Source organism: Bacillus sp. SIMBA_031 (genome assembly GCF_046535225.1).
Classification (GTDB): domain Bacteria; phylum Bacillota; class Bacilli; order Bacillales; family Bacillaceae; genus Bacillus; species Bacillus velezensis.
This window is the reverse complement of the sequence record NZ_JAWRXC010000002.1, coordinates 176,964-196,631: the sequence shown is the minus strand read 5'-3', so window position 1 is coordinate 196,631 and position 19,668 is coordinate 176,964. Positions and strand designations below refer to the sequence as shown.

Below are 19,668 nucleotides of genomic sequence, written 5' to 3'. Positions count from 1 at the left end.
CCCCTTGGTATTTTTTTGTGTGTTTAAAATCTGTCAAGAAACAAAAGGCTTACAATAACCGCATTAAAGACGAAAAAATATATTCAATAGACAATTCGTTACCTTTTTGCATGCTAATCTTCAAATTTTAATAACAATTGATGAATTATACTGGAGATACAAGCAGGTGTTTGTATCATCCCGTTGTTAATCCATTCCTCTATAATTCCTACTACACCTGAAACGATAAATGTTGTTTCAAATTTCTCGGTTTCCGTAATGGATTTTGCAAATTGTCGTATCACGCTCAATTCCTCAATCATTTTCGTTTTGAAAAACGCTTTAAGTTTGTTGATTGAAAGGACATTCATTTTTGGTTTTGTTAACAATGTGAAAATTTCGACGTTTTGATATATGTATTCTGTAGTTTTTTCTATAAAGGTCAGCATGTTCATTGGATCATCACTTGGAAAAGATGCGTCATAAATGCTTCCTAGCTGTTCAAATATTTCGTCTTCGATCTGCTCATATAAGTCGAAAACATCTTTGTAGTGAAGATAAAAGGTGCCTCGTCCTATATCGGCTTTTTTAGATAAGTCGGAAACAGTTATTTTGTTGATTTCTTTTTCTAGAAGCAACTTTAAAAAGGCATGTTTTATAGCACTTTTTGTCTTGATTGAGCGTCTGTCCCCCATAGTGTCCTCCGTTAATATACAATTTAGCTTTGCATGTTCATTAATGTACATGTACAGCTAAATTGCAGATTGATACTCAAATTTTCTTACCATTATAATGAACATGTGTTCAGGAGTCGAAAAATGTTTATTTGAAAAGGAGGTGTATCAATGTTTCTTTATCGACAAGCAAGAGCTGATGAATTAAACAAAGTGGCAAGGCTATTTTATGAATCTTTCAATCAATATCCTTCTATGGATTTTCTGTAAAATACGAAAAAAGATCGTTCATTTATTTTTGAAATGCATAAAGTACTAACAAAAGCATATTTTAAAAAGCATTTCTGTTTTGCTGGTATTCAGAATGGTGAAATTGTTGTTGGGGTTTTAAAAGAAAAGTCCTTCAAACATATAATTAGATTTCTCTTTTGATATTTAAAGATGATCATAACACTTATGAAGATGGAGGTTGAATGAATGTCTTCAAAACCGAAAAAGAGTGTAACCATTTTGACGGAAAGTCAATTGTCTTCCAGAGCATTTAAAGATGAAGCATATGATTTTTATAAAGATTCTCGAAAATCACACCCTCTCTACCCATTATCTTTAGGAACTCTGGGGGAAGGCTGGCTCATAACGAGATATGATGATGCAATACATTTATTAAAGAACGAAAAATTAAAGAAAAACTATGAAAATGTAATTACCGCAAAAGAAGAGAAACATCCTATTCTATTGAAGAATGAAGAGCCTTTAACAAAGCATATGCTTAATTCAGATCCCCCTGATCACAATCGCTTGCGGACTCTTGTTCAGAAAGCATTTACTCATCGGATGATTTTGCAGTTGGAAGACAGAATCCAACATATAGCAGATTCTTTATTGGATAAAGTACAGCCCAGCAAATTCATGAACCTGGTAAACGATTATGCGTTTCCTTTGCCGATTATCGTGATAAGTGAAATGCTTGGCATTCCCCTAGAAGACCGTCAAAAATTCAGAGTTTGGTCGCAAGCGATCATTGATTTTTCAGATGCCCCTGAAAGACTTCAGGAGAATGACCATTTGTTAGGGGAATTTGTTGAATATCTGGAATACTTAGTTCGTAAAAAAAGGAGCGAGCCTGCAGGAGATTTAATCAGTGCATTAATTCAAGCGGAAAGTGAAAGCACACAATTAAGTACAGAAGAATTGTACTCGATGATTGTGCTGCTTATCGTTGCAGGTCATGAAACAACTGTAAACTTAATCACCAATATGACATATGCTCTGATGTGTCACCATGATCAACTAGAGAAGCTCCGTCAGCAGCCGGCCTTGATGAATTCAGCTATAGAAGAAGCATTGCGGTTTCACAGCCCTGTTGAGTTAACGACGATTCGCTGGACGGCCGAACCGTTTATACTGCATGGGCAGGAGATTAAACGGAAAGACGTGATCATCATTTCCTTAGCATCAGCAAACCGTGATGAAAAGATATTTCAAAATGCCGACATATTTGATATTGAAAGAAAGAACAACCGTCACATTGCTTTTGGTCACGGCAGCCATTTTTGCCTTGGTGCACAGCTTGCACGGTTAGAAGCAAAGATTGCTATTTCCACCTTATTACGCCGCTGTCCAAATATACAGATAAAAGGTGAAAAGGAACAAATTAAATGGAAAGGGAATTTTCTGATGAGAGCACTCGAAGAACTGCCGGTCAGTTTTTAATCTTTTGGTGGACATGTAATCTTCAAACTTATGTCGTTTTTACTCCTCAATAAAACTAAATCATTAAACTGTTGCAATCAACATAAAAAAATATTAGTTTATATAGTTTTTCAAAAACAAAGTTTTAAGCTTACTGGGCGTGAAAATGTCTTGCAAACACCAATGGTTTCCTACTATCGGTGTTTTTTTATTTGTTTTTCACCTAATTTAAAATAACCCAGGACAAACAGTTATTACATAGCAATATGCATTTTATGAAGGTAATAATCATCGAGGGACCGCAAGCTGACAAATGCTGTCAATATTTAATAAAACTCTAAAGGAAAAAGATCCAGGGTGGTGGTAATATATGGGGGGGCAGCCGAGCAAGTGATCAAGCATTAACAGCCAGATCGAGGCCTGCATAAAGAAAGCAGGGACTAAGGATGTGCTGCAGTATGCCGTTGATGGATTTTCTGCGGAGCTTTTAGAACGTCCGGCTTTGAATGGCCTGAGGAAGGATGCCTCAATGACGTTTTTCAATCCGCGACACGTAACTTCTTGAAATACCGAGCTCCTTTGCGATCTCACGCTGCGTTTTTTCTTTTTTAAATCAAGCCCGAAGCGGCCGACGATGACTTCCTTTTCGCGGGGAAAAAGTCCAAAAGGTGAAGGGTTATCCAAATGAAATGGATTGTTAAACGGAGTTTTCTTGTTGGAGGGGTTTAATATCAATCAATTGAAAGTTGCTTACGCAGAGGTATATAAAAAATTTTAGTTATGTCGAGAACGATGTTCACCTTCACTGCTTGTTCAATTAGAGGAAGTGATTCCTCTTTAAGGGAGATCACTTTTACTTATTCGACGAAAGCAGCAGTTTAGCGGAAGAAGGAGAAAAATCAGTTGACTTATTTGAATACTAAATAGGTGTAAAAAGTGGTTATTAATACGAAGGATTGAAAAAAGAAGAACACGCAGCAGATTCACTTGCTCTTGTTTGGGGCAAGTGTTGACAACCCTATTACTGGTTTAATTAAAGAAGGAGTATAAAACCTGTATCAATGATGTTACTAGATATCTGCGACACAGGTTTTATATGTAGGTAACTCATCTTCTTATATATGTAACATTGCATTTTTTATTATGCAATAGCTCACTCTATTTCTGCTTTCAATTTTTCGAACCACTCTAAATTAACCAAGTGATGTGAACGGGAATTTTCGTTCATACGGCGAAAGTAATTGATTGTGCCGGGAATTTCTTGAGTGATGGACAGGTATTCATCAAGGAGTTCGATTCGAGTTTTAGTCTGATCGATTTGTGATTGGATCAGATCCAGTAATTTATTTTTATCGAATTCATCAGCAAAGAGTAACGCCCCATAAAATTGCAGGTTCACATATTCCGATTTGGTCCCGTATTTGATCATTAATTTCTCGAATTCTGCCCTTCCCGATTCTGTGACGTTAAAGTTACGGATTTCACGCCCGCTGGTTGAGGGTTTCTGCTGAATCTGTTCAATCAAACACTTTTCTTCAAGTTGCTGCAGATTGTAATAAAATGAACCTTTCGTGAAGTTAACAATGTATTTGTAATGACGTTTTTCCATTAAAGCCAGAAGTTCATAGCCGTGAGCTCCGGGGTTTTGGATGAGCAAGCCAAGGATAAGTAAGGGAATCATGGTTTCATCACCTTCGCCATCCGCGCCTCAAATTCCGCGTACGTGATTTTACCCGAAGCCAAATCCATACTATGAAGGTAAATCTGTTCTGTTTTAGAATAGTCACCATTCACTTTCAGTGATTGCTCCTCTCCCGAAATGGGTTTCAGGATATGGTGCTTTTTCGAAAAAGCCTCGAAATAGCGGTAACCGAATTTGCGTTGTGAAGCTGCGTCTAAATGAATGCCATCAGGGTTCGGAGTCAAATCTGTCGCAGTAACAAAATAACAATTATGTTGTTCATTGGCAAAACGCAGCAATTGTTCATTAACCTGTCGAAATTCAGTCGCGTGCTGTCCAAAACCAGTCTTCCCAAGAAAGTCACCAAGCCCTCCAATAATCAACGGTACCTCATCAAGTTTCAACTCGTTTCTTAGCGTCTCGATGATAAGAGTTAATTTCTCGTAATAAGTTTCATGCAGCGAACGATAACTGTCACTCTCACCTTGGTGCCAAAGGATTCCGCAAATTTGACTGGACTGGAGGGCGAAGCGGGCTTCGGACAAAGCATGCTGAAAAAGGATGCCTTCCGGATGCCAGTCATTCAATGAACTGCCACCTTCCGCACAAGGGATCAAGCCAATTTCTTCATCGGGATGAGCTTTCGACCAAGCATCTGCAAAAGATGCCGCCAAGCCAACGCCGGAAACCGGACGGTCGTAATTAATCGGCTCTGTCATCATTTGCCACTGTCCATTGCGCAGCATTTTAATTTTTTCATTATAGATAGGGTCTACTTCATTCAAAAATCCACGGCCCGCCATATTCGACTGCCCCAACATTAAAAAAGACTTTATCATCTAATTTTTTCACTTCTTTACATCAATATTTTAGTCTAATTAGACTATAGTCCATTCAGCTTGTCTTGTAAAGTTTCAACTAGGTTTTATTTTTTTGTTGAGCTTAGAGGATATCGAAAAAATTTCCACCCTTGATAAAGGAGAAAGTCTTTTCGGGTCGTACCAAGATCCAGAAATTGCAAAATCGATAGGCGCCATGAAATTCGATCTGTAAGCTTTGTCTAATAAAACAGTTAGGATTAATGAACTTAAAAGGTTAATCCCATGGATTACACAGAGGATATTGATACGAAAACTTAGAGAATTAGAACCTTATCGGGTATGAAAATTATTCGAAAATTCCAAGTTTGTTCATAAGGAAGGGTTAATGCTAAAAAGACTGCGTGCAACTTACATTTTAACGGAAGAACAATTTGATGAGATGGTTAAACCAGAAAATCTGAAACCTAATATTTGAATCTTTTAAGATAAAAACTAGTTACTAATCAGTAACTAGTTTTTCTTTTTTCCACCGTTGAAAATCACCTCAGTAGGACAAACTTCAGGATGATAGCCATTAGCTGTAAGGTTATCAACCGAGGAACAAGGGCTCGAGCATCGGCAGCCAGATCGAGGTCTACATAAAGAAAGCAGGGACTGAAATATGCCTGTGAAGGATTTTCTGAGGAGCTTTTTAGAGCGTCCGGCGTTGAATCGTTTGAGAGAGGACGCAAGTTAAAGACTTATAAGTCAAGTCATTTGATATCAAAATGCAGTAACGAATGAGAAAAATGATTTTCATAACTGTCACATCTCTTTTTCTATATTCTGACTTTATTGAATGTGAGTCACCGGTGGATATTATGCCGGCTGAAGTGATTTCCGTTTCATCTATTGAAATAAGGCTTAATGAAAATGACAAATTAATAATACCTGCTGATTTGATTATTATTCCTAAACGGTTGCGCTCTGGAGAAGATGAAGAACTGAAAATGGGTGAGAATTTGATGGTTTTCTCCTTAAAAGGCGGACAATCATTTTTTATTCTCGATAAAATTTAATGATAATAATCCTGAAAAAATAAATAATTGTAAAGACCTAATCTATGCTATAGAATAACTATAATATTTTGAAAAATTTCATCCGAGGTGGGTTATGAAAACTATTGGTCTTATTGGCGGAATGAGTTGGGAATCTTCAGCTGAGTATTATCGAATTATCAATGAAGAAATAAAAAAGAAGTTAGGAGGGCTTCACTCGGCAAAATGCCTTTTATACAGTGTTGATTTTAAGGAAATTGAACATTATCAATCCATAGGAGCTTGGGATAAAGCAGGTGAAGCTTTAGGTCAAGTTGCAAAATCATTAGAAAAAGCAGGTGCAGATTTTATTGTAATATGTACAAATACTATGCATAAAGTTCTTGGATATATCCAAGAAATGATCACTATACCTATTTTGCATATTGCCGATGCAACTGCAGAACAAATTATTAGACAAGACATTCGCTCAGTAGGATTGCTTGGTACTAAATATACGATGGAACAAGATTTTTATAAATCACGTATTGCGTCTCATGATATTAATGTCATTGTTCCTGATGATGATGAAAGAGAATTAATAAATAATATTATTTATCAAGAACTATGTCTGGGTGAAATTAAACAGTCTTCCAAAAACATTTATAAGAAGATCATAAATAATTTGGTGGATAGAGGAGCAGAAGGAATTATTCTTGGATGCACTGAAATTGGACTATTAGTAAAGGCAGAGGATTCAAAAGTGCCATTATTTGATACGACTTTAATCCATGCTCAAAAAGCAGTAAATAAATCCCTTTCAATTTTTTCTTAGAATGATTATTTCTTATATTTTAAAACCGCTCTTTAGGAGCGGTTTTTATTATGGTTCATTCAATCAATAAATGGAGGAACGTTATAGGAGTGATCTTATCATGTCCCTTTTCTCAGAAATTGAATTTGATGATATTGAAGATGACAGCGAAGTCATAGGGACCTCTCAAACCTACAAAATAGATTTTGAAAATGGCCGTATCACAAATGAATTCTTCACAGGCCTTGACGCGATTAAACAGTTTGTATATTTATCCCTTCATACTGAGCGCTACGCATATTCTGTTTAAAGTCATGATTGAAAAAGATATATTAGAAAAAGCCGGGATGTCAGATCCGGCTTTTCGCTCACTTTCCCTTCTTCTTCCGCTTCTCCTTTTCCGCTCGATAAAACTCATGGAACATCTTCATCAATGCGCGTTTTTCAATCCGCGACACATAACTCCTTGAAATGCCGAGCTCCTTTGCGATCTCGCGCTGCGTTTTTTCTTTTTTTAAATCAAGCCCGAAGCGGCCGACGATGACTTCTTTTTCGCGGTCGTCTAAAATGTCGATATATTTTTTGACCTTTTCAAGTTCCATGTTGAGCTGAATAGTGTCGATCACATCTTCGCTTTCCGACTTGAGGACATCGATCAGGCTTATTTCATTCCCTTCTTTATCCTGGCCGATCGGATCATGAAGGGAGACGTCTTTTTTCGTTTTTTTCAATGCGCGCAGATGCATTAAAATCTCATTTTCAATACATCGTGCGGCATATGTGGCAAGCTTCGTGCCTTTTCCGGCTGAATAGCTTTCAATTCCTTTGATCAGCCCGATTGTACCGATGGAGATCAGATCTTCTGCGTCCTCTCCCGTGTTTTCGAATTTTTTCACAATATGGGCGACTAAACGGAGATTATGTTCGATCAGCATGTTGCGGGCGTGTTCATCTCCTTCAGCCATAAGGTCTAAGTATTTTTTCTCCTCATTATTTGAGAGCGGTTGTGGAAAGGCATTATTTTTCACGTATGATACTAAAAACACAAGTTCTTTCACAATAAACCCGAGCGCTGCAAAAACACCTGTCACCGTCCTCACCTCCACAAAGTTATGTAGGCAATCGCCTATATGTAACTGTATGTGTCGGTAGGGCTGTTTGTGTCTGTACAGGGAAATTAATCAAAATCGGGTTTTATTTCTTACAGCCTCTTGATTTTTGCTGATTGAGCCTGTATATTGTTAAAAAAAGTAAGGGCGAAAAGAACATAACTGAAAAGCGCTGAAGAGACGAGTAGACAGATATCATTCATGACAGAGAGCTCCGGGAGCTGTGAAGGAGTATGAATGGATGTGTTGAAACAAACCTCTTAGCTTCGCATCGGAATCATGAAAAACGAGGATGATGCGGCGGATACTCCTGTTACCGAGTAAGCTTTGTACCCGGCAAGGCCGGCACCAAACCGAATTGAGGTGGCATAGCGGGCTGTTTCCCGTCCTCAAGACTTTATTGTCTTGAGGGCGTTTTTTATTTCTAAGGGAGGGATAAGATGAAAAACCTGAAGTCTTGGCGGTACCCGATGCTTCTGTTAACCGGAATCGGGATAGCAAATATTGGTGAATGGATTTATTTTTTGTCTCTTAATCTTATTGTCTTAAAAGAAACGGAGTCTGCTTTTGCGGTTTCCATCCTTTATTTGATCAGGCCTGCGGCTGTTTTGATGACAAATGGGTGGGCTGGCAGCATCATCGACCGGTGTAACAAACGGAATATGATGATGTCGCTTGATTTCATCCGGGCTGCATTCATTGCCGTTCTGCCGCTGATGTTTACTGTACGGTCTTTGTTTTCCATTTATTGTATCGTGTTTTTGATTCAAATGGCCAATGCGATGTTTCGTCCGTGTTCCATGGCGTATGTGACGATGCTTATTCCGGCTGAAAGGAGAAAACGATTCAATTCACTAAGGGCTTTGTCGGAATCAGGGGCTTTTCTCCTCGGGCCGGCTGCGGCCGGGCTGCTTTTTATCGTCGGCACGCCGATTTTTGCGATTTGGTTGAATGCGGCGGCTTTAGTGCTGTCCGGTTTCATCACGATGATGCTGCCGAACCTTGAAAATGAGCCTCACGTACATTCTCCCGCACAGAAGCTTTCTTTGGCAGTTTACAAAGAAGATTGGAAGCTCGTCTATCGCTTCAGCCGAACGGCGCGAAACGTCATGATCATTTATTTTTTATTCAGTCTGGTCATGAACGTTATGCTATCCGCGCTTGATTCGCTTGAAGCCGCTTTTGCAAAAGAGGTTCTTCAGCTGACTGATGCCGATTACGGTTTTCTCGTCAGTGTCTCAGGGGCAGGCATTATTGCGGGGGCGCTTGTCAATGTGTTCTTTAAAATACCGGCTTCTTTATTAATGGGAATGGGCTCTTTATTCACAGCGGCCGGATATATGATTTATGCGTTTTCTGACGTTTTTTGGACGGCTGCTTTCGGATTTTTCCTTCTCGCTTTTTTTCTGGCGTTTGCCAATACAGGCTTTCTGACGTTTTATCAAAAGAATGTTCCGGTGGACATCATGGGGAGAGTGGGGAGCTTTTATTCATTAATCGAAGCCGTCTTCATTATAGTAGTAACGGCGGTTTTCGGAGCGGCTTCTGTCAGTTCTTCCGTCCGCGGCATCGTCATCGCAGGCACTGCTGTTATGCTGGCGTTGGCAGCCGTTTTATGCTCGTTCTTATTTGCGGCCGCAAAAAGGAGGACTCCTGATGTATTTCAAGCGGATCAATTTAAACAAACATAAAGAGACGGCCGTTTCATTTCGTGAGGATTCGTTTTTCGTCAGCTTTGGCACGGCGGATCATTTTAATAAGGATGAATATCTCAGGTGGCTGTCATCCCAAATCAAATGCTTTCCCGACGGTTTTATGCTGCTTTTTCATAACGGGCAGCCGATCGGACAGCTTGAAGCTTCCATCAAATTTTACCGCAGCCAAAAAATCGGTTATGTGCACCTTTACTATATGACTGAGCAGCAGAGGGGAAGGGGTTGCGGAACGAAACTGCATCAATACGTGAGGCAGTTTTTCAGAGCGGCTTTGTCATTTTACAGAAAGAAAAATATGGTAGTGGTCGGTTCAGAATGAGAGGAGCCGTACCGCCGGAATAGGGGGCGGTACGCGCTTCATTTTTTCGTTGTTTTTAAAAGTCCGGGAAACTTCTTATAAATGACCGCCATTAAGACGAGCATATACATTCCGTAAATCCCGAAAGACAGCAGTTTGTTGCTTGTAAATGAAGCGCCTGCGACGGTCACGATCACAATGTTCGGAATTTTGCCGAGCACCGACGCAGAAAAAAAGATCGGCCATCGGATATTACTCAGCCCGCAGACGGTATTCATGGCAAGCGACGGTATAATCGGAATCAGCCGCCCGAAAAGCACCGCCGTAAACGCGTGCTGATGAAATGAATCTTCATATTGGGCTGCGGCCGGGTAAGCCATCAGCTTTTTTCTGGCCCAGTCTCTGAATCCGTAACGGACGAGAAAAAACAATGCCATTGTTCCGAGCATCGCGCCTGACAATGTAATCCACACCCCGTTTACAATCCCGAAAACCGCTCCGTTTAAGGCCGCGATAATGGCGAATGGAACGATCGGAAAAAATACGTCAGCTGCGACCAGAAGGATACTCATAAGCACGGCGTACATGCCGCCCGCGCGAATCATGCTGAGCCAGACGTCTTTTTGCATAAAGCCGATCATCACGACAGCAATGATGACGGCAAGACTGAATCCCTTTTTTATCATCTGCACGTTCACCTCTTTTCATTTAGTATACAGCACAAATCTATCTCCTTCTATTAAAATAAGCTGTCCGATAAGCGTATTTGTTTATCAGCATTTGCCGTTTGATGAGAAAAGGCTGCACCCGGATTTGGACAAAAACAAGCGGGAAGCGGGTGATGTGCATCATTTGATGCAGAGAATGATTTTTTATAAAAGGGGACACGTTAACAGTAGTGTTTACTGGAGGTGTAAACGTTGAGATGCTTTCATCTGATCATCATGATATGCGTCCTCACGAGTCTCACTGCCGTGTCCGCCGATGCGAAATCTTTAAAAAGAAGTGACATGGAGAAAACGGGAAACGTGTACTGGGATATAAGGTCTGAAAAAAAGAAACTATCTTTAACCTTCGATGACGGCCCCCATCCTGTCTATACGGAGGCTGTGTTAGACGTGCTGAAACAGCACAATGTTAAAGCAACCTTTTTTTGTGTCGGGAGCCGTATAGACAAATACCCCATAACGGCAAAACGCATCGTTGAAGAAGGGCATGAAATCGGCAACCATACGATGAACCATGTTTATTTTCACCGTCTGAAACGCAAAGACATTTTACAAGAGCTTCACAGCTCCGCGCATCATATCACATCGCTTCAGCCGGAAGGAGACAAGTTATTCCGCCCGCCGGGAGGGTCGCTGAATCATACGGCTTTCAAAAGCATCTTAAAAGAGGGCTATCATATCATCATGTGGTCATGGAACCAAGACCCGAGAGACTGGAAAAGGCCCGGGAAAGGAAAAATCGTCAGGCACGTTGTTTCACATGCCAGAGATGGAGATATCGTTCTTCTGCATGATGGCGGAGGAAACCGGCGCCAGACGGTTGAGGCTTTGAAAGAAATCATTCCCAAGCTGAAAAAGCAGGGCTACACGTTTGTTAAGGTTTCGGATTTGATCGGACAGGATTCCGGTCCTTTTCATATCCAGTAAAGAGAGCGCCGCGTTGAAAGCCGCCAAAGAGATGTGTACCATAGGAGGTAAGGTTTGGGGGGAGAGAAAATGAAGTTTGCTGTTCTTTTTATTACGATAATCTGTCTGTTATCAGGATGCGCCGCGGGCAAAGAAAAAAGTGTTGTCGCATTCGGCGACAGCAATACGCGCGGTTCCAACTGGGATTATCGTGATTATCCGAAGGCGCAGCAGTGGGTAAATATTTTAAAAACAGCGGAACGCGGCCGTCTTACGGTTATAAATGCGGGAATAGGCGGCCAGACGACTGAGGATGCGCGCCTGCGCTTTCAAAGCGATGTGCTGGAGCGTAAGCCCCAATATTTATTTATCATGTTCGGAACAAATGATGCGGGCATTTTGACGGGCGATCAGCCGCGGGTATCAAAGAAACGGTTTAAAGAAAACCTGACTTATTTCATAAACGAAAGCAGAAATCACGGCATAAAGCCGATTTTAATGACGTGCATCCCGGTTATAGAAGGAAACGGAACGCATCATCTCTATTACTATTCGAGATATAAAGCCTCAGCCTTTAAAGAAAAAGGCGGTGCGAGAAAATGGCATAATTCCTATAACAGCGTTACGAGGCAGGTTGCAGCTGAGTTGAAAGTGCCGCTGGTGGATAACTGGAAACACTTTATACGCGCGGACGGCGGCAAAGATACAGACCGGGCGCTGATCCAATCCGGACTGATAGATCCTTCCGGAAATCATATGACGCCAAAAGGCGCCAGAATCTTAATTGAAGGCATAAAAAATGGGCGGGTTTTGGAACGCTGACGCCGTCAGCTGCCTAAACCGTTTTGCTTCTGCTTCATAGGCTGTAGAAAAAACATCTTTTTGGAGGCGATTGCTATGAACCGCGGTTTCCCTCCGCAACATCCTGTATGCCCGCCTCCTCGGGTGAATGCGGGGTACTGGTACGCATTTTTTGTTGTGCTGCTCGTCGTCATTCTCGTCCTGGGCGGTCTGTATTGGTTCAATATATAGCAGCCGTCCTCTTAAACACCTCTATTTTAGGGGTGTTTTTTGTTGAAAGTGGTAGTAATGCGCATAACCGAAGTGATATAATATCAGTCATCTGAGTAAAAAAAGGAAATTCGCCCGGGAACTTTTTTCTGTTTAAGAAGAAACGGAAATAATGTGTCCGAGCGATCTTCTTTTGATTTCGTTTTCAATTAACTCGATAAATTCACGGCTCAAATTCATTTCATTGGCTTTGAAATAAGATTCTATTAGTAATTCATCAGAAAGCTTTCTCATGCCGGGGACCCAATTAATGGGAGTGGCACCTCCTTACAATTGTAATCAATCATCAGACGCAAGCATATGATGGAAGGTTGCGTTTCAATCATGGTGAGGTTATCTTTAATCTACCATGAAATACAAATAAGAACAATCGTTCTGTTATCCACACTCGTAAGTGGATAACTTGTTAGTATCTTGTTTATAATCTGGATAAATCCGGATGTAATAAGAGTGGATAATGTGTGTAATTTTATCCACAACTGGTGAAGAAACCCAATTTTTGTCGAAATTTTTTTACTGAGTCCGACTTTGTTTTTAAATCTGACAGGTTTCGACATATAGATGATAGAAAGAAAAGGAAGGGTGCGGGTTTTGTTAAAAAAGTTTTTTTTACCTGACGAATTTGTGAAAAATATATTTCATATCACACCGGAAAAGCTCAAAGAACGCAATGTGAAAGGGATTATTACAGATCTTGACAACACGCTTGTGGAGTGGGACAGACCGAGTGCGACACCTCGATTAATCGAGTGGTTTGAAGAAATGAAGGAGCACGGCATTAAAGTCACGATCGTCTCCAATAATAATGAACGAAGAGTGAAATTATTCTCGGAGCCGCTTGGCATACCGTTTATTTATAAGGCAAGAAAACCGATGGGGCGCGCCTTTAAAAGAGCCGTCAGCAGCATGGATCTGAAAAAAGAAGACTGTGTGGTCATCGGCGATCAGCTGCTTACTGATGTTCTCGGCGGAAACAGAAACGGGTATCATACGATCCTCGTCGTGCCTGTCGCTTCCTCTGACGGAGTCATGACGCGCTTTAACCGCCGGATTGAACGGAGAATATTGAGTTCTTTGAAACGTAAAGGCCATATTCAGTGGGAGGATTAGAAATGGAAAAGGTTGTTTGCATCGGCTGCGGAGTAACGATCCAGACCGAGGATAAACAAGGTCTCGGATACGCGCCAAAGGCATCGCTCACGAAAGAGAATGTCATCTGCCAGCGCTGCTTCAGACTGAAAAATTACAATGAAATTCAAGATGTTTCATTAACGGATGATGACTTTTTAAATATCTTGCACACAATCGGCGATACTGACTCTCTTATTGTCAAAGTCGTTGATATTTTTGATTTTAACGGAAGCTGGATAAACGGGCTGAACCGCTTTGTCGGCGGTAATCCGATTATTCTTGTCGGTAATAAGGCCGATATCCTGCCGAAATCCGTAAAACGGGAACGCCTCGTTCAATGGATGAAACGCGAAGCGAAAGAATACGGCTTAAAACCCCTTGATGTCTTTTTAATCAGCGCTTCCCGCGGACAAGGGATGAAGGAAGTCATTGACGCCATTGAACATTACCGCGAAGGCCGCGATGTGTATGTGGTGGGCTGTACCAATGTCGGCAAATCCACATTTATCAACCGGATTATTAAAGAGGTCTCAGGGGAAGAGAATATTATTACCACCTCTCAATTTCCGGGCACGACACTTGACGCGATTGAAATCCCGCTCGATGACGGATCTGCGCTTTATGATACGCCGGGAATCATTAACCATCACCAGATGGCGCATTACGTGGACAAGCGTGACTTAAAGGTGCTGGCACCGAAAAAAGAACTGAAGCCGCGCACTTTTCAGCTGAATGAAAAACAAACGCTTTATTTCGGCGGGCTTGCCCGGTTTGACTATGTATCAGGCGATAAAACGGCGTTTGTCTGCTATATGCCGAATGAATTGATGATTCACAGAACAAAGCTTGAAAATGCTGATGCCTTATACGAAAAGCATGCGGGAGAACTGCTTACCCCGCCCGGAAAAGATCATTTGGATGAATTTCCGGAGCTTACGCCCCACACGTTTTCGATTAAAGAAGGAAAGACGGATATCGTTTTTTCCGGTCTCGGCTGGGTCACGGTGCAGCAAGCAGATAAAAAAATAACGGCATACGCTCCGAAAGGCGTACACGTATTTGTCCGCCGTTCATTAATATAGAGAGAAGGGGAGAGGGAGCATGAAACAATTGTACGGAGTAATCGGAAATCCGATCGGGCATTCAATGTCACCCGATATTCATAACGCGGCTTTGCAAGATAAGAACATCAACGGGCAGTATTTTGCGTTTCAGGTGGAACCTCATCATCTCAAGGACGCCGTTAACGGAATCAAGGCGCTTGGCATCTGCGGAGTGAACGTCACAGTCCCGCATAAAGTCGCGATCATGGAGCATCTGGATGAAATACATGAAAGCGCGAAAGTACTCGGGGCCGTAAATACCGTCAAAAGAGAGGGAGACAGGCTCATCGGGTATAATACTGACGGAGATGGGTTTTATAAATCCTTAGTCAAAGTATTGGACAAACCGATATCAGAGCTCTCCATCCTTATGATTGGGGCGGGAGGAGCGGCAAGAGCGATTTTTACGACGATCGTCCGCAGAGAGCCGAAACAATTTGACGTTTGCAACCGCACGCCGGAAAAAGCAGAAAGTCTGATTGCGGCTGCTCCCTCTTTTCAGCAGAAACGCGCCCTTACTTTAAAAGAAGCTGAAAATCAGCTTGAACAATATGACGTCATTATTCATACAACATCTGTCGGCATGTATCCGAAAACGGATGCCGTGCCGCTCTCATTGGAACGGGCCAAAACGGGCGCCATCGTTTGTGATATCGTATACAACCCGATTCAAACGGCGTTCTTAAAAGAAGCTGAAAAAAGAGGTTTAACAACCCTTGACGGTGTCGGCATGTTTGTGGAACAGGCCGCACTGTCTTTCAAGCTGTGGACGGAACAGGAGCCTGACAGCGGCTTAATGAGAGCGATTGTTGAAGGAAAACTAGGAGGAACACAATGTTAACAGGAAAACAAAAACGGTTTTTGCGTTCAAAAGCGCATCACTTAACGCCTATTTTTCAAGTGGGAAAAGGCGGAGTCAACGAAAACATGGTGAAACAGATTGCCGAGGCTTTAGAAGCAAGAGAGCTGATTAAAGTCAGCGTGCTTCAAAACTGCGAAGACGATAAAAATGATGTCGCAGAAGCCCTTGTGAAAGGCAGCCGCTCACAATTGGTGCAGACGATCGGAAATACGATCGTATTGTATAAGGAATCAAAGGAAAATAAACAAATCGAGCTTCCGTAAGGTGGTTAACATGAAGAAAATCGGAATATTCGGGGGCACATTTGACCCTCCGCACAACGGACATCTTCTGATGGCTAATGAAGTCCTTCATCAGGCGGAGCTCGATGAGATTTGGTTTATGCCCAATAAAATCCCTCCGCATAAGCAGAATGAAGACTTTACAGACAGCCGGCACCGGGTGGAGATGCTGAAGCTTGCCATCAGCTCGAATTCCGGCTTTAAGCTTGAGCTTGCGGAAATGGACCGGAAAGGCCCTTCTTATACCTATGATACTGTCCGTTTACTGAAGGAGCGGCACCCGAACGACAAGCTTTTCTTTATTATCGGGGCGGATATGATTGAATATCTGCCGAAATGGTACAAACTGGACGAATTGCTCACGCTCATTCAATTTATCGGAGTGCGGCGTCCGGGGTATCATATTGAGACCCCGTACCCGCTGCTTTTTGCCGACGTTCCGGAATTTGACGTTTCGTCAACGATGCTGAGAGAACGTCTCAAAGCAAAAAAGCCGACGCAATACTTAATGCCGGATAAAGTGAGGCAGTATATAGAGGAGAATGATTTATATGAATCGTGAGGAAGCACTTGCCTGCGTCAAAGAACAGCTGACCGAGCATCGCTACATCCACACAATCGGCGTGACAGATACGGCGGTTATTCTCGCAGGCCGGTTCGGAGCAGACCCGAAAAAAGCGGAAATGGCGGCCATTTTTCATGATTATGCGAAATTCCGGCCGAAAGAAGAAATGAAGCAGATCATCGTGCGGGAAAAAATGCCGGCTGAGCTCTTGGATTACAATGCCGAGCTGTGGCATGCCCCTGTGGGAGCGTATTTGGCTGAGAAAGAAGCGGGGATCACTGATCCTGAGATCTTGGATGCAATCCGCTATCACACGTCAGGGCGTCCCGGAATGACGCTTTTAGACAAAGTCATTTACGTTGCGGATTACATTGAACCCGGCCGCCATTTTCCCGGAGTGGAAGAGGTGCGCCGTCTGGCGGAAACGGATCTGAACGAAGCGCTCATACAAGCAATGAAAAATACAATGATATTTCTGATGAAAAAAAACCAGCCGGTCTTTCCGGAGACGTTTGCAACCTATAATTGGCTGGTGTCTTAAAATTGACAGGAGGAATTTGAAGAATGAATCAAGCTTCCGTATTAAAAATCGCGGCAAAAGCATGCGACGATAAACGTGCAGAAGATATTTTAGCGCTGGACATGGAAGGAATCTCACTTATAGCGGATTACTTTTTAATCTGCCACGGGAATTCTGATAAGCAGGTTCAGGCAATTGCGCGTGAAATTAAAGATCAGGCAGAAGAAAACGGCATTGATGTCAAAAAGATGGAAGGGTTTGATGAGGCCCGCTGGATTTTAGTTGATCTCGGCGATGTTATTGTCCACGTTTTCCATAAAGATGAAAGAAGCTACTACAATCTTGAAAAGCTATGGGGCGACGCGCCGCTCGCAGAGCTTGAGCTCGGCTTGAACTCATGATTTACCAAGGCTTCGCCGGCGTATATGACGAGTTAATGTCACATGCGCCGTATGATGAATGGGCGGGCTGGATCGAAGCGTCTCTTCCGGAAAAGGGAAGGGTGCTTGATCTTGCCTGCGGAACAGGAGAGATATCCATCAGGCTTGCTGAAAAAGGCTGCGAAGTCACGGGGATTGATTTGAGTGAAGATATGCTGAGCTGTGCCCAGCAGAAAAAAACGGGAAAGCCGATTCTTTTTCTCCAGCAGGATATGAGAGAGCTTTCCGGTTTTGAAGAACAGTTTGATGCTGTAGTCATCTGCTGTGATTCCCTAAATTACTTAAAAACGAAAAATGATGTCTTAAGCACCTTCAAAAGTGTTTTTCGAGTTTTGAAGGAGGACGGCCTGCTTCTGTTTGACGTCCATTCCCCATATAAAATGACGGAGCTTTTTCCGGACAGCACCCATGCGGATCAGGATGAGGAGATCAGCTATATCTGGCAAAGCTTTGCCGGCGATGAAGAGCTTTCTGTCATCCATGATATGTCCTTTTTCGTATGGAACGGACAATCTTATGACCGTTATGACGAGACGCATGAGCAAAAAACATTTTACATTGAAGAATATGAACAAATGCTTGCAGAGACCGGATTTGAACTGAAGAAGGTGACGGCTGATTTTACAGACCGGCCTCCTTCAACAGAGTCTGAACGTCTTTTCTTCACGGCAGGCAAACCAAAAACCATCGTTTAAACGGAACGATGGTTTTTAAAATGCGTTTTTTGCGATTGGCGAGATAAAGCACTTTATGGCATACTCAGTTACACGTGAAATTGCTTCTTCACTAACGATATATCTTCATCGTATTTGTCATGTGTACGCTGAAAGACACGGTTGAACATATCCTGAACACCGCTTTCGAGAGCCTTCAGTCCTTCCCCGGTGACGCCGCCTTTTACGCATACTTTTTCCTGCAAGGCGGGAAGCGTGTAATGCCCTGTTTCCAGAAGCTTTCCGAGACCGACAAGCATTTCCGTCGACATAATCACTGCTTCTTCTTTGGTGATGTCCGTTTCTTCCACTGCCGCGTCAATAAAGCGCTGAACGAGATAACTCATAAAAGCGGGCCCGCAGCTGACAATGTCTGACGCCGCTCTTGTAATGCCGCTGCTGATTTCTACAGGTTTTGAGATATGAGTGAACAGCGTTTGAATATCCGCTTTTGCAGACTCGCTGCAGCTTTTGCCGAACGTAACAAGCGAGACGCCGGCCAAGGCGCGGTTCGTAATGCTCGGAATGACGCGGGCCGTCTGACACGGAACCGTATGTTCAATCTGATCCGTCTGAACGGGACTGGTAATGGAGATTAAAATGTGATCTTTCCGTAAATGCGGTGTGAGTTTCTTCAGCAAAGGATATATATCCAGCGGTTTTACACAAATGAATATTATTTCATTTTCCTGTACGAGCTTTTCCTGATCCTCGGTGACATGGATGCCGCTGAAACGTTCTTTTAGTTTTAATGCTTTTTCGATTGTTCTGTTTGTGATGGTGATATGTGAGGGATCGGCAGCGTTTGATTCGATAAACGATTCAATCAGGATCGTTCCCATGTTTCCGGTGCCGATAAAGCCTATTTTCAATGAATTCCCCTCCTTTTTCCCTTAATCCTCTAAACCTTATGCGGGGAGGCAATGCAATATGACGAAAGCGATGATGACGGAGCGGCTGCGGCGGAACCTGAAAATTCTGGGCGCTTGTCTTGTAGCAGGGGCGGTTTTTATCTGCATTTGGCTGTTTCGTTCTGAAAAGGAAGAGCCGGTCAAACAGCAGTCCGTGCTCGGCCAAACAGCCTCAGCATCCGTCGCGGACAAAAAAGACACCGCAGACGACAAGATTATGATTGATGTGAAAGGCGCGGTCCGAAATCCCGGCGTGTATGAAATGAAAGCGGGAGACAGAGTGACTCAAGCCATTGAAAAAGCCGGCGGCCTGAAGAAAAAGGCGGATGAATTGAACGTTAATTTAGCAGAGCAGCTGCAGGACGGGACGATTGTTTATATTCCGAGTGAAGGCGAAGAGGAGAATCGCCCGAAAACAGCAGTGGGTGAAAAGGAGAATGCAGCTGTCAATATCAATACGGCATCTCTGGACGAACTTCAGGCGATTTCCGGGGTGGGGCAGAAAAAAGCGGAAGCGATTATCGCCTACCGAGAAGAAAAAGGACGGTTTCAGACTGCTGAAGATTTGATGAATGTATCAGGCTTTGGAGAAAAGTCATTTGAGCGGATAAAAACTTCCATTACAGTAAAGTGAATTG

At 42.5% G+C, this 19,668-nt stretch carries 25 protein-coding genes and 5 pseudogenes; 22 read left to right on the top strand and 8 right to left on the bottom strand.

Annotation, left to right across the window (positions count from 1 at the left end; all coding sequences use genetic code 11):
- Positions 1–113 precede the first annotated feature (113 nt).
- A complete protein-coding gene (locus SB724_RS07830) occupies positions 114–674 on the bottom strand; it encodes a TetR/AcrR family transcriptional regulator (RefSeq protein WP_265971243.1) in 561 nt (186 codons plus the stop codon).
- 456 nt (positions 675–1,130) lie between these two features.
- Here SB724_RS07830 and SB724_RS07825 point away from each other — a divergent pair, with 456 nt between their 5' ends.
- Both SB724_RS07825 and SB724_RS07820 read left to right on the top strand, forming a co-directional pair.
- Entirely contained in the window at positions 1,131–2,366 is a 1,236-nt protein-coding gene (locus SB724_RS07825) for a cytochrome P450 family protein (protein ID WP_410570692.1), read from the top strand.
- 379 nt (positions 2,367–2,745) lie between these two features.
- Positions 2,746–2,874: pseudogene (locus SB724_RS07820) on the top strand (recombinase family protein); the annotation flags it as partial.
- 3 nt (positions 2,875–2,877) lie between these two features.
- On the opposite strand, the pseudogene SB724_RS07815 reads toward SB724_RS07820, so the two are convergent.
- The 3 genes and pseudogenes from SB724_RS07815 to SB724_RS07805 form a co-directional block, all read right to left on the bottom strand.
- Positions 2,878–2,996 (bottom strand): annotated as a pseudogene (locus SB724_RS07815) (sigma factor-like helix-turn-helix DNA-binding protein); the annotation flags it as partial.
- A 502-nt stretch (positions 2,997–3,498) separates the two neighbouring features.
- Positions 3,499–4,026: a PadR family transcriptional regulator gene (locus SB724_RS07810; protein ID WP_007408246.1), complete on the bottom strand. Its 528-nt coding sequence runs from the start codon at positions 4,024–4,026 to the stop codon at positions 3,499–3,501.
- On the bottom strand, positions 4,023–4,865 hold the full coding sequence (locus tag SB724_RS07805) for a sialate O-acetylesterase (protein WP_410570689.1): 843 nt from the start codon (positions 4,863–4,865) through the stop codon (positions 4,023–4,025). The genes SB724_RS07810 and SB724_RS07805 overlap by 4 nt, the downstream gene beginning before the upstream one ends.
- A gap of 217 nt (positions 4,866–5,082) precedes the next feature.
- On the opposite strand from SB724_RS07805, the gene SB724_RS07800 reads away from it, so the two are divergent.
- The 6 genes and pseudogenes from SB724_RS07800 to SB724_RS07775 all read left to right on the top strand — a co-directional run.
- Positions 5,083–5,190: a winged helix-turn-helix transcriptional regulator gene (locus tag SB724_RS07800; RefSeq protein WP_076982971.1), complete on the top strand. Its 108-nt coding sequence runs from the start codon at positions 5,083–5,085 to the stop codon at positions 5,188–5,190.
- Positions 5,180–5,322, top strand: a pseudogene (locus SB724_RS07795) (class II fumarate hydratase); the annotation flags it as partial. The gene SB724_RS07800 and the pseudogene SB724_RS07795, both read left to right, overlap by 11 nt.
- A gap of 139 nt (positions 5,323–5,461) precedes the next feature.
- Positions 5,462–5,580: pseudogene (locus SB724_RS07790) on the top strand (recombinase family protein); the annotation flags it as partial.
- Positions 5,581–5,635: 55 nt separating this feature from the next.
- On the top strand, positions 5,636–5,905 hold the full coding sequence (locus SB724_RS07785) for a DUF2577 family protein (RefSeq protein ID WP_265972406.1): 270 nt from the start codon (positions 5,636–5,638) through the stop codon (positions 5,903–5,905).
- A 94-nt stretch (positions 5,906–5,999) separates the two neighbouring features.
- The gene (locus SB724_RS07780) at positions 6,000–6,698 is read left to right on the top strand and encodes an aspartate/glutamate racemase family protein (protein WP_410570687.1); all 699 of its coding nucleotides are present in this window, start codon (positions 6,000–6,002) and stop codon (positions 6,696–6,698) included.
- A gap of 100 nt (positions 6,699–6,798) precedes the next feature.
- Positions 6,799–6,984: pseudogene (locus SB724_RS07775) on the top strand (DUF2634 domain-containing protein); the annotation flags it as partial.
- A 61-nt stretch (positions 6,985–7,045) separates the two neighbouring features.
- Here SB724_RS07775 and sigK read toward each other — a convergent pair.
- A complete protein-coding gene (gene sigK, locus SB724_RS07770) occupies positions 7,046–7,768 on the bottom strand; it encodes an RNA polymerase sporulation sigma factor SigK (protein WP_007408248.1) in 723 nt (240 codons plus the stop codon).
- Between the two features lie 458 nt (positions 7,769–8,226).
- Between sigK and SB724_RS07765 the strand changes: the two genes are divergently transcribed.
- Together SB724_RS07765 and SB724_RS07760 are read left to right on the top strand one after the other, a co-directional pair.
- Entirely contained in the window at positions 8,227–9,477 is a 1,251-nt protein-coding gene (locus SB724_RS07765) for an MFS transporter (protein ID WP_410570684.1), read from the top strand.
- Positions 9,443–9,820: a GNAT family N-acetyltransferase gene (locus tag SB724_RS07760; RefSeq protein ID WP_101669818.1), complete on the top strand. Its 378-nt coding sequence runs from the start codon at positions 9,443–9,445 to the stop codon at positions 9,818–9,820. Before SB724_RS07765 ends, SB724_RS07760 begins: the two co-directional genes overlap by 35 nt.
- Before the next feature lie 38 nt (positions 9,821–9,858).
- On the opposite strand, the gene SB724_RS07755 is transcribed toward SB724_RS07760, so the two are convergent.
- Positions 9,859–10,485, bottom strand: a complete 627-nt coding sequence (locus SB724_RS07755) for a TVP38/TMEM64 family protein (RefSeq protein ID WP_410570682.1) — start codon at positions 10,483–10,485, stop codon at positions 9,859–9,861.
- Between the two features lie 234 nt (positions 10,486–10,719).
- Between SB724_RS07755 and SB724_RS07750 the strand changes: the two genes are divergently transcribed.
- From SB724_RS07750 to SB724_RS07740, 3 genes are all read left to right on the top strand, one after another.
- Entirely contained in the window at positions 10,720–11,454 is a 735-nt protein-coding gene (locus tag SB724_RS07750; protein WP_007612700.1) for a polysaccharide deacetylase family protein, read from the top strand.
- A 69-nt stretch (positions 11,455–11,523) separates the two neighbouring features.
- A complete protein-coding gene (locus SB724_RS07745) occupies positions 11,524–12,255 on the top strand; it encodes an SGNH/GDSL hydrolase family protein (protein ID WP_045208461.1) in 732 nt (243 codons plus the stop codon).
- 75 nt (positions 12,256–12,330) lie between these two features.
- Complete coding sequence (locus SB724_RS07740; protein ID WP_254894354.1) at positions 12,331–12,465, top strand: hypothetical protein; 135 nt, start codon at positions 12,331–12,333, stop codon at positions 12,463–12,465.
- A 132-nt stretch (positions 12,466–12,597) separates the two neighbouring features.
- Here the strand turns inward: SB724_RS07740 and sda are convergent, their stop codons facing one another.
- The gene (sda, locus tag SB724_RS07735) at positions 12,598–12,738 is read right to left on the bottom strand and encodes a sporulation histidine kinase inhibitor Sda (RefSeq protein WP_003152850.1); all 141 of its coding nucleotides are present in this window, start codon (positions 12,736–12,738) and stop codon (positions 12,598–12,600) included.
- A 357-nt stretch (positions 12,739–13,095) separates the two neighbouring features.
- On the opposite strand from sda, the gene SB724_RS07730 reads away from it, so the two are divergent.
- From SB724_RS07730 to SB724_RS07695, 8 genes are read left to right on the top strand one after another with little or no spacing between them, the layout of a single operon-like run.
- On the top strand, positions 13,096–13,614 hold the full coding sequence (locus SB724_RS07730) for a YqeG family HAD IIIA-type phosphatase (RefSeq protein WP_007408254.1): 519 nt from the start codon (positions 13,096–13,098) through the stop codon (positions 13,612–13,614).
- Positions 13,615–13,616: 2 nt separating this feature from the next.
- The gene (gene yqeH, locus SB724_RS07725) at positions 13,617–14,717 is read left to right on the top strand and encodes a ribosome biogenesis GTPase YqeH (protein WP_254003298.1); all 1,101 of its coding nucleotides are present in this window, start codon (positions 13,617–13,619) and stop codon (positions 14,715–14,717) included.
- A gap of 19 nt (positions 14,718–14,736) precedes the next feature.
- Positions 14,737–15,579, top strand: a complete 843-nt coding sequence (aroE, locus tag SB724_RS07720) for a shikimate dehydrogenase (protein WP_003152856.1) — start codon at positions 14,737–14,739, stop codon at positions 15,577–15,579.
- Positions 15,573–15,863 (top strand): ribosome assembly RNA-binding protein YhbY, encoded by a 291-nt coding sequence (yhbY, locus tag SB724_RS07715; RefSeq protein ID WP_003152858.1) that lies wholly within the window; start codon positions 15,573–15,575, stop codon positions 15,861–15,863. Before aroE ends, yhbY begins: the two co-directional genes overlap by 7 nt.
- Positions 15,864–15,873: 10 nt before the next feature.
- Positions 15,874–16,443 (top strand): nicotinate-nucleotide adenylyltransferase, encoded by a 570-nt coding sequence (locus SB724_RS07710; RefSeq protein ID WP_007408258.1) that lies wholly within the window; start codon positions 15,874–15,876, stop codon positions 16,441–16,443.
- A complete protein-coding gene (yqeK, locus tag SB724_RS07705) occupies positions 16,433–16,987 on the top strand; it encodes a bis(5'-nucleosyl)-tetraphosphatase (symmetrical) YqeK (RefSeq protein ID WP_061860724.1) in 555 nt (184 codons plus the stop codon). The genes SB724_RS07710 and yqeK overlap by 11 nt, the downstream gene beginning before the upstream one ends.
- Positions 16,988–17,010: 23 nt before the next feature.
- Positions 17,011–17,367 carry a ribosome silencing factor gene (rsfS, locus tag SB724_RS07700; protein ID WP_007408260.1) on the top strand — a complete coding sequence of 119 codons (357 nt, stop codon included), beginning with the start codon at positions 17,011–17,013 and terminating at the stop codon, positions 17,365–17,367.
- The gene (locus SB724_RS07695) at positions 17,364–18,101 is read left to right on the top strand and encodes a class I SAM-dependent DNA methyltransferase (RefSeq protein ID WP_265971256.1); all 738 of its coding nucleotides are present in this window, start codon (positions 17,364–17,366) and stop codon (positions 18,099–18,101) included. The genes rsfS and SB724_RS07695 overlap by 4 nt, the downstream gene beginning before the upstream one ends.
- Before the next feature lie 68 nt (positions 18,102–18,169).
- On the opposite strand, the gene comER is transcribed toward SB724_RS07695, so the two are convergent.
- Complete coding sequence (gene comER / locus SB724_RS07690; RefSeq protein ID WP_012118027.1) at positions 18,170–18,991, bottom strand: late competence protein ComER; 822 nt, start codon at positions 18,989–18,991, stop codon at positions 18,170–18,172.
- 58 nt (positions 18,992–19,049) lie between these two features.
- Here comER and SB724_RS07685 point away from each other — a divergent pair, with 58 nt between their 5' ends.
- On the top strand, positions 19,050–19,664 hold the full coding sequence (locus tag SB724_RS07685; RefSeq protein ID WP_410570677.1) for a helix-hairpin-helix domain-containing protein: 615 nt from the start codon (positions 19,050–19,052) through the stop codon (positions 19,662–19,664).
- The last annotated feature ends 4 nt before the right edge of the window (positions 19,665–19,668 follow it).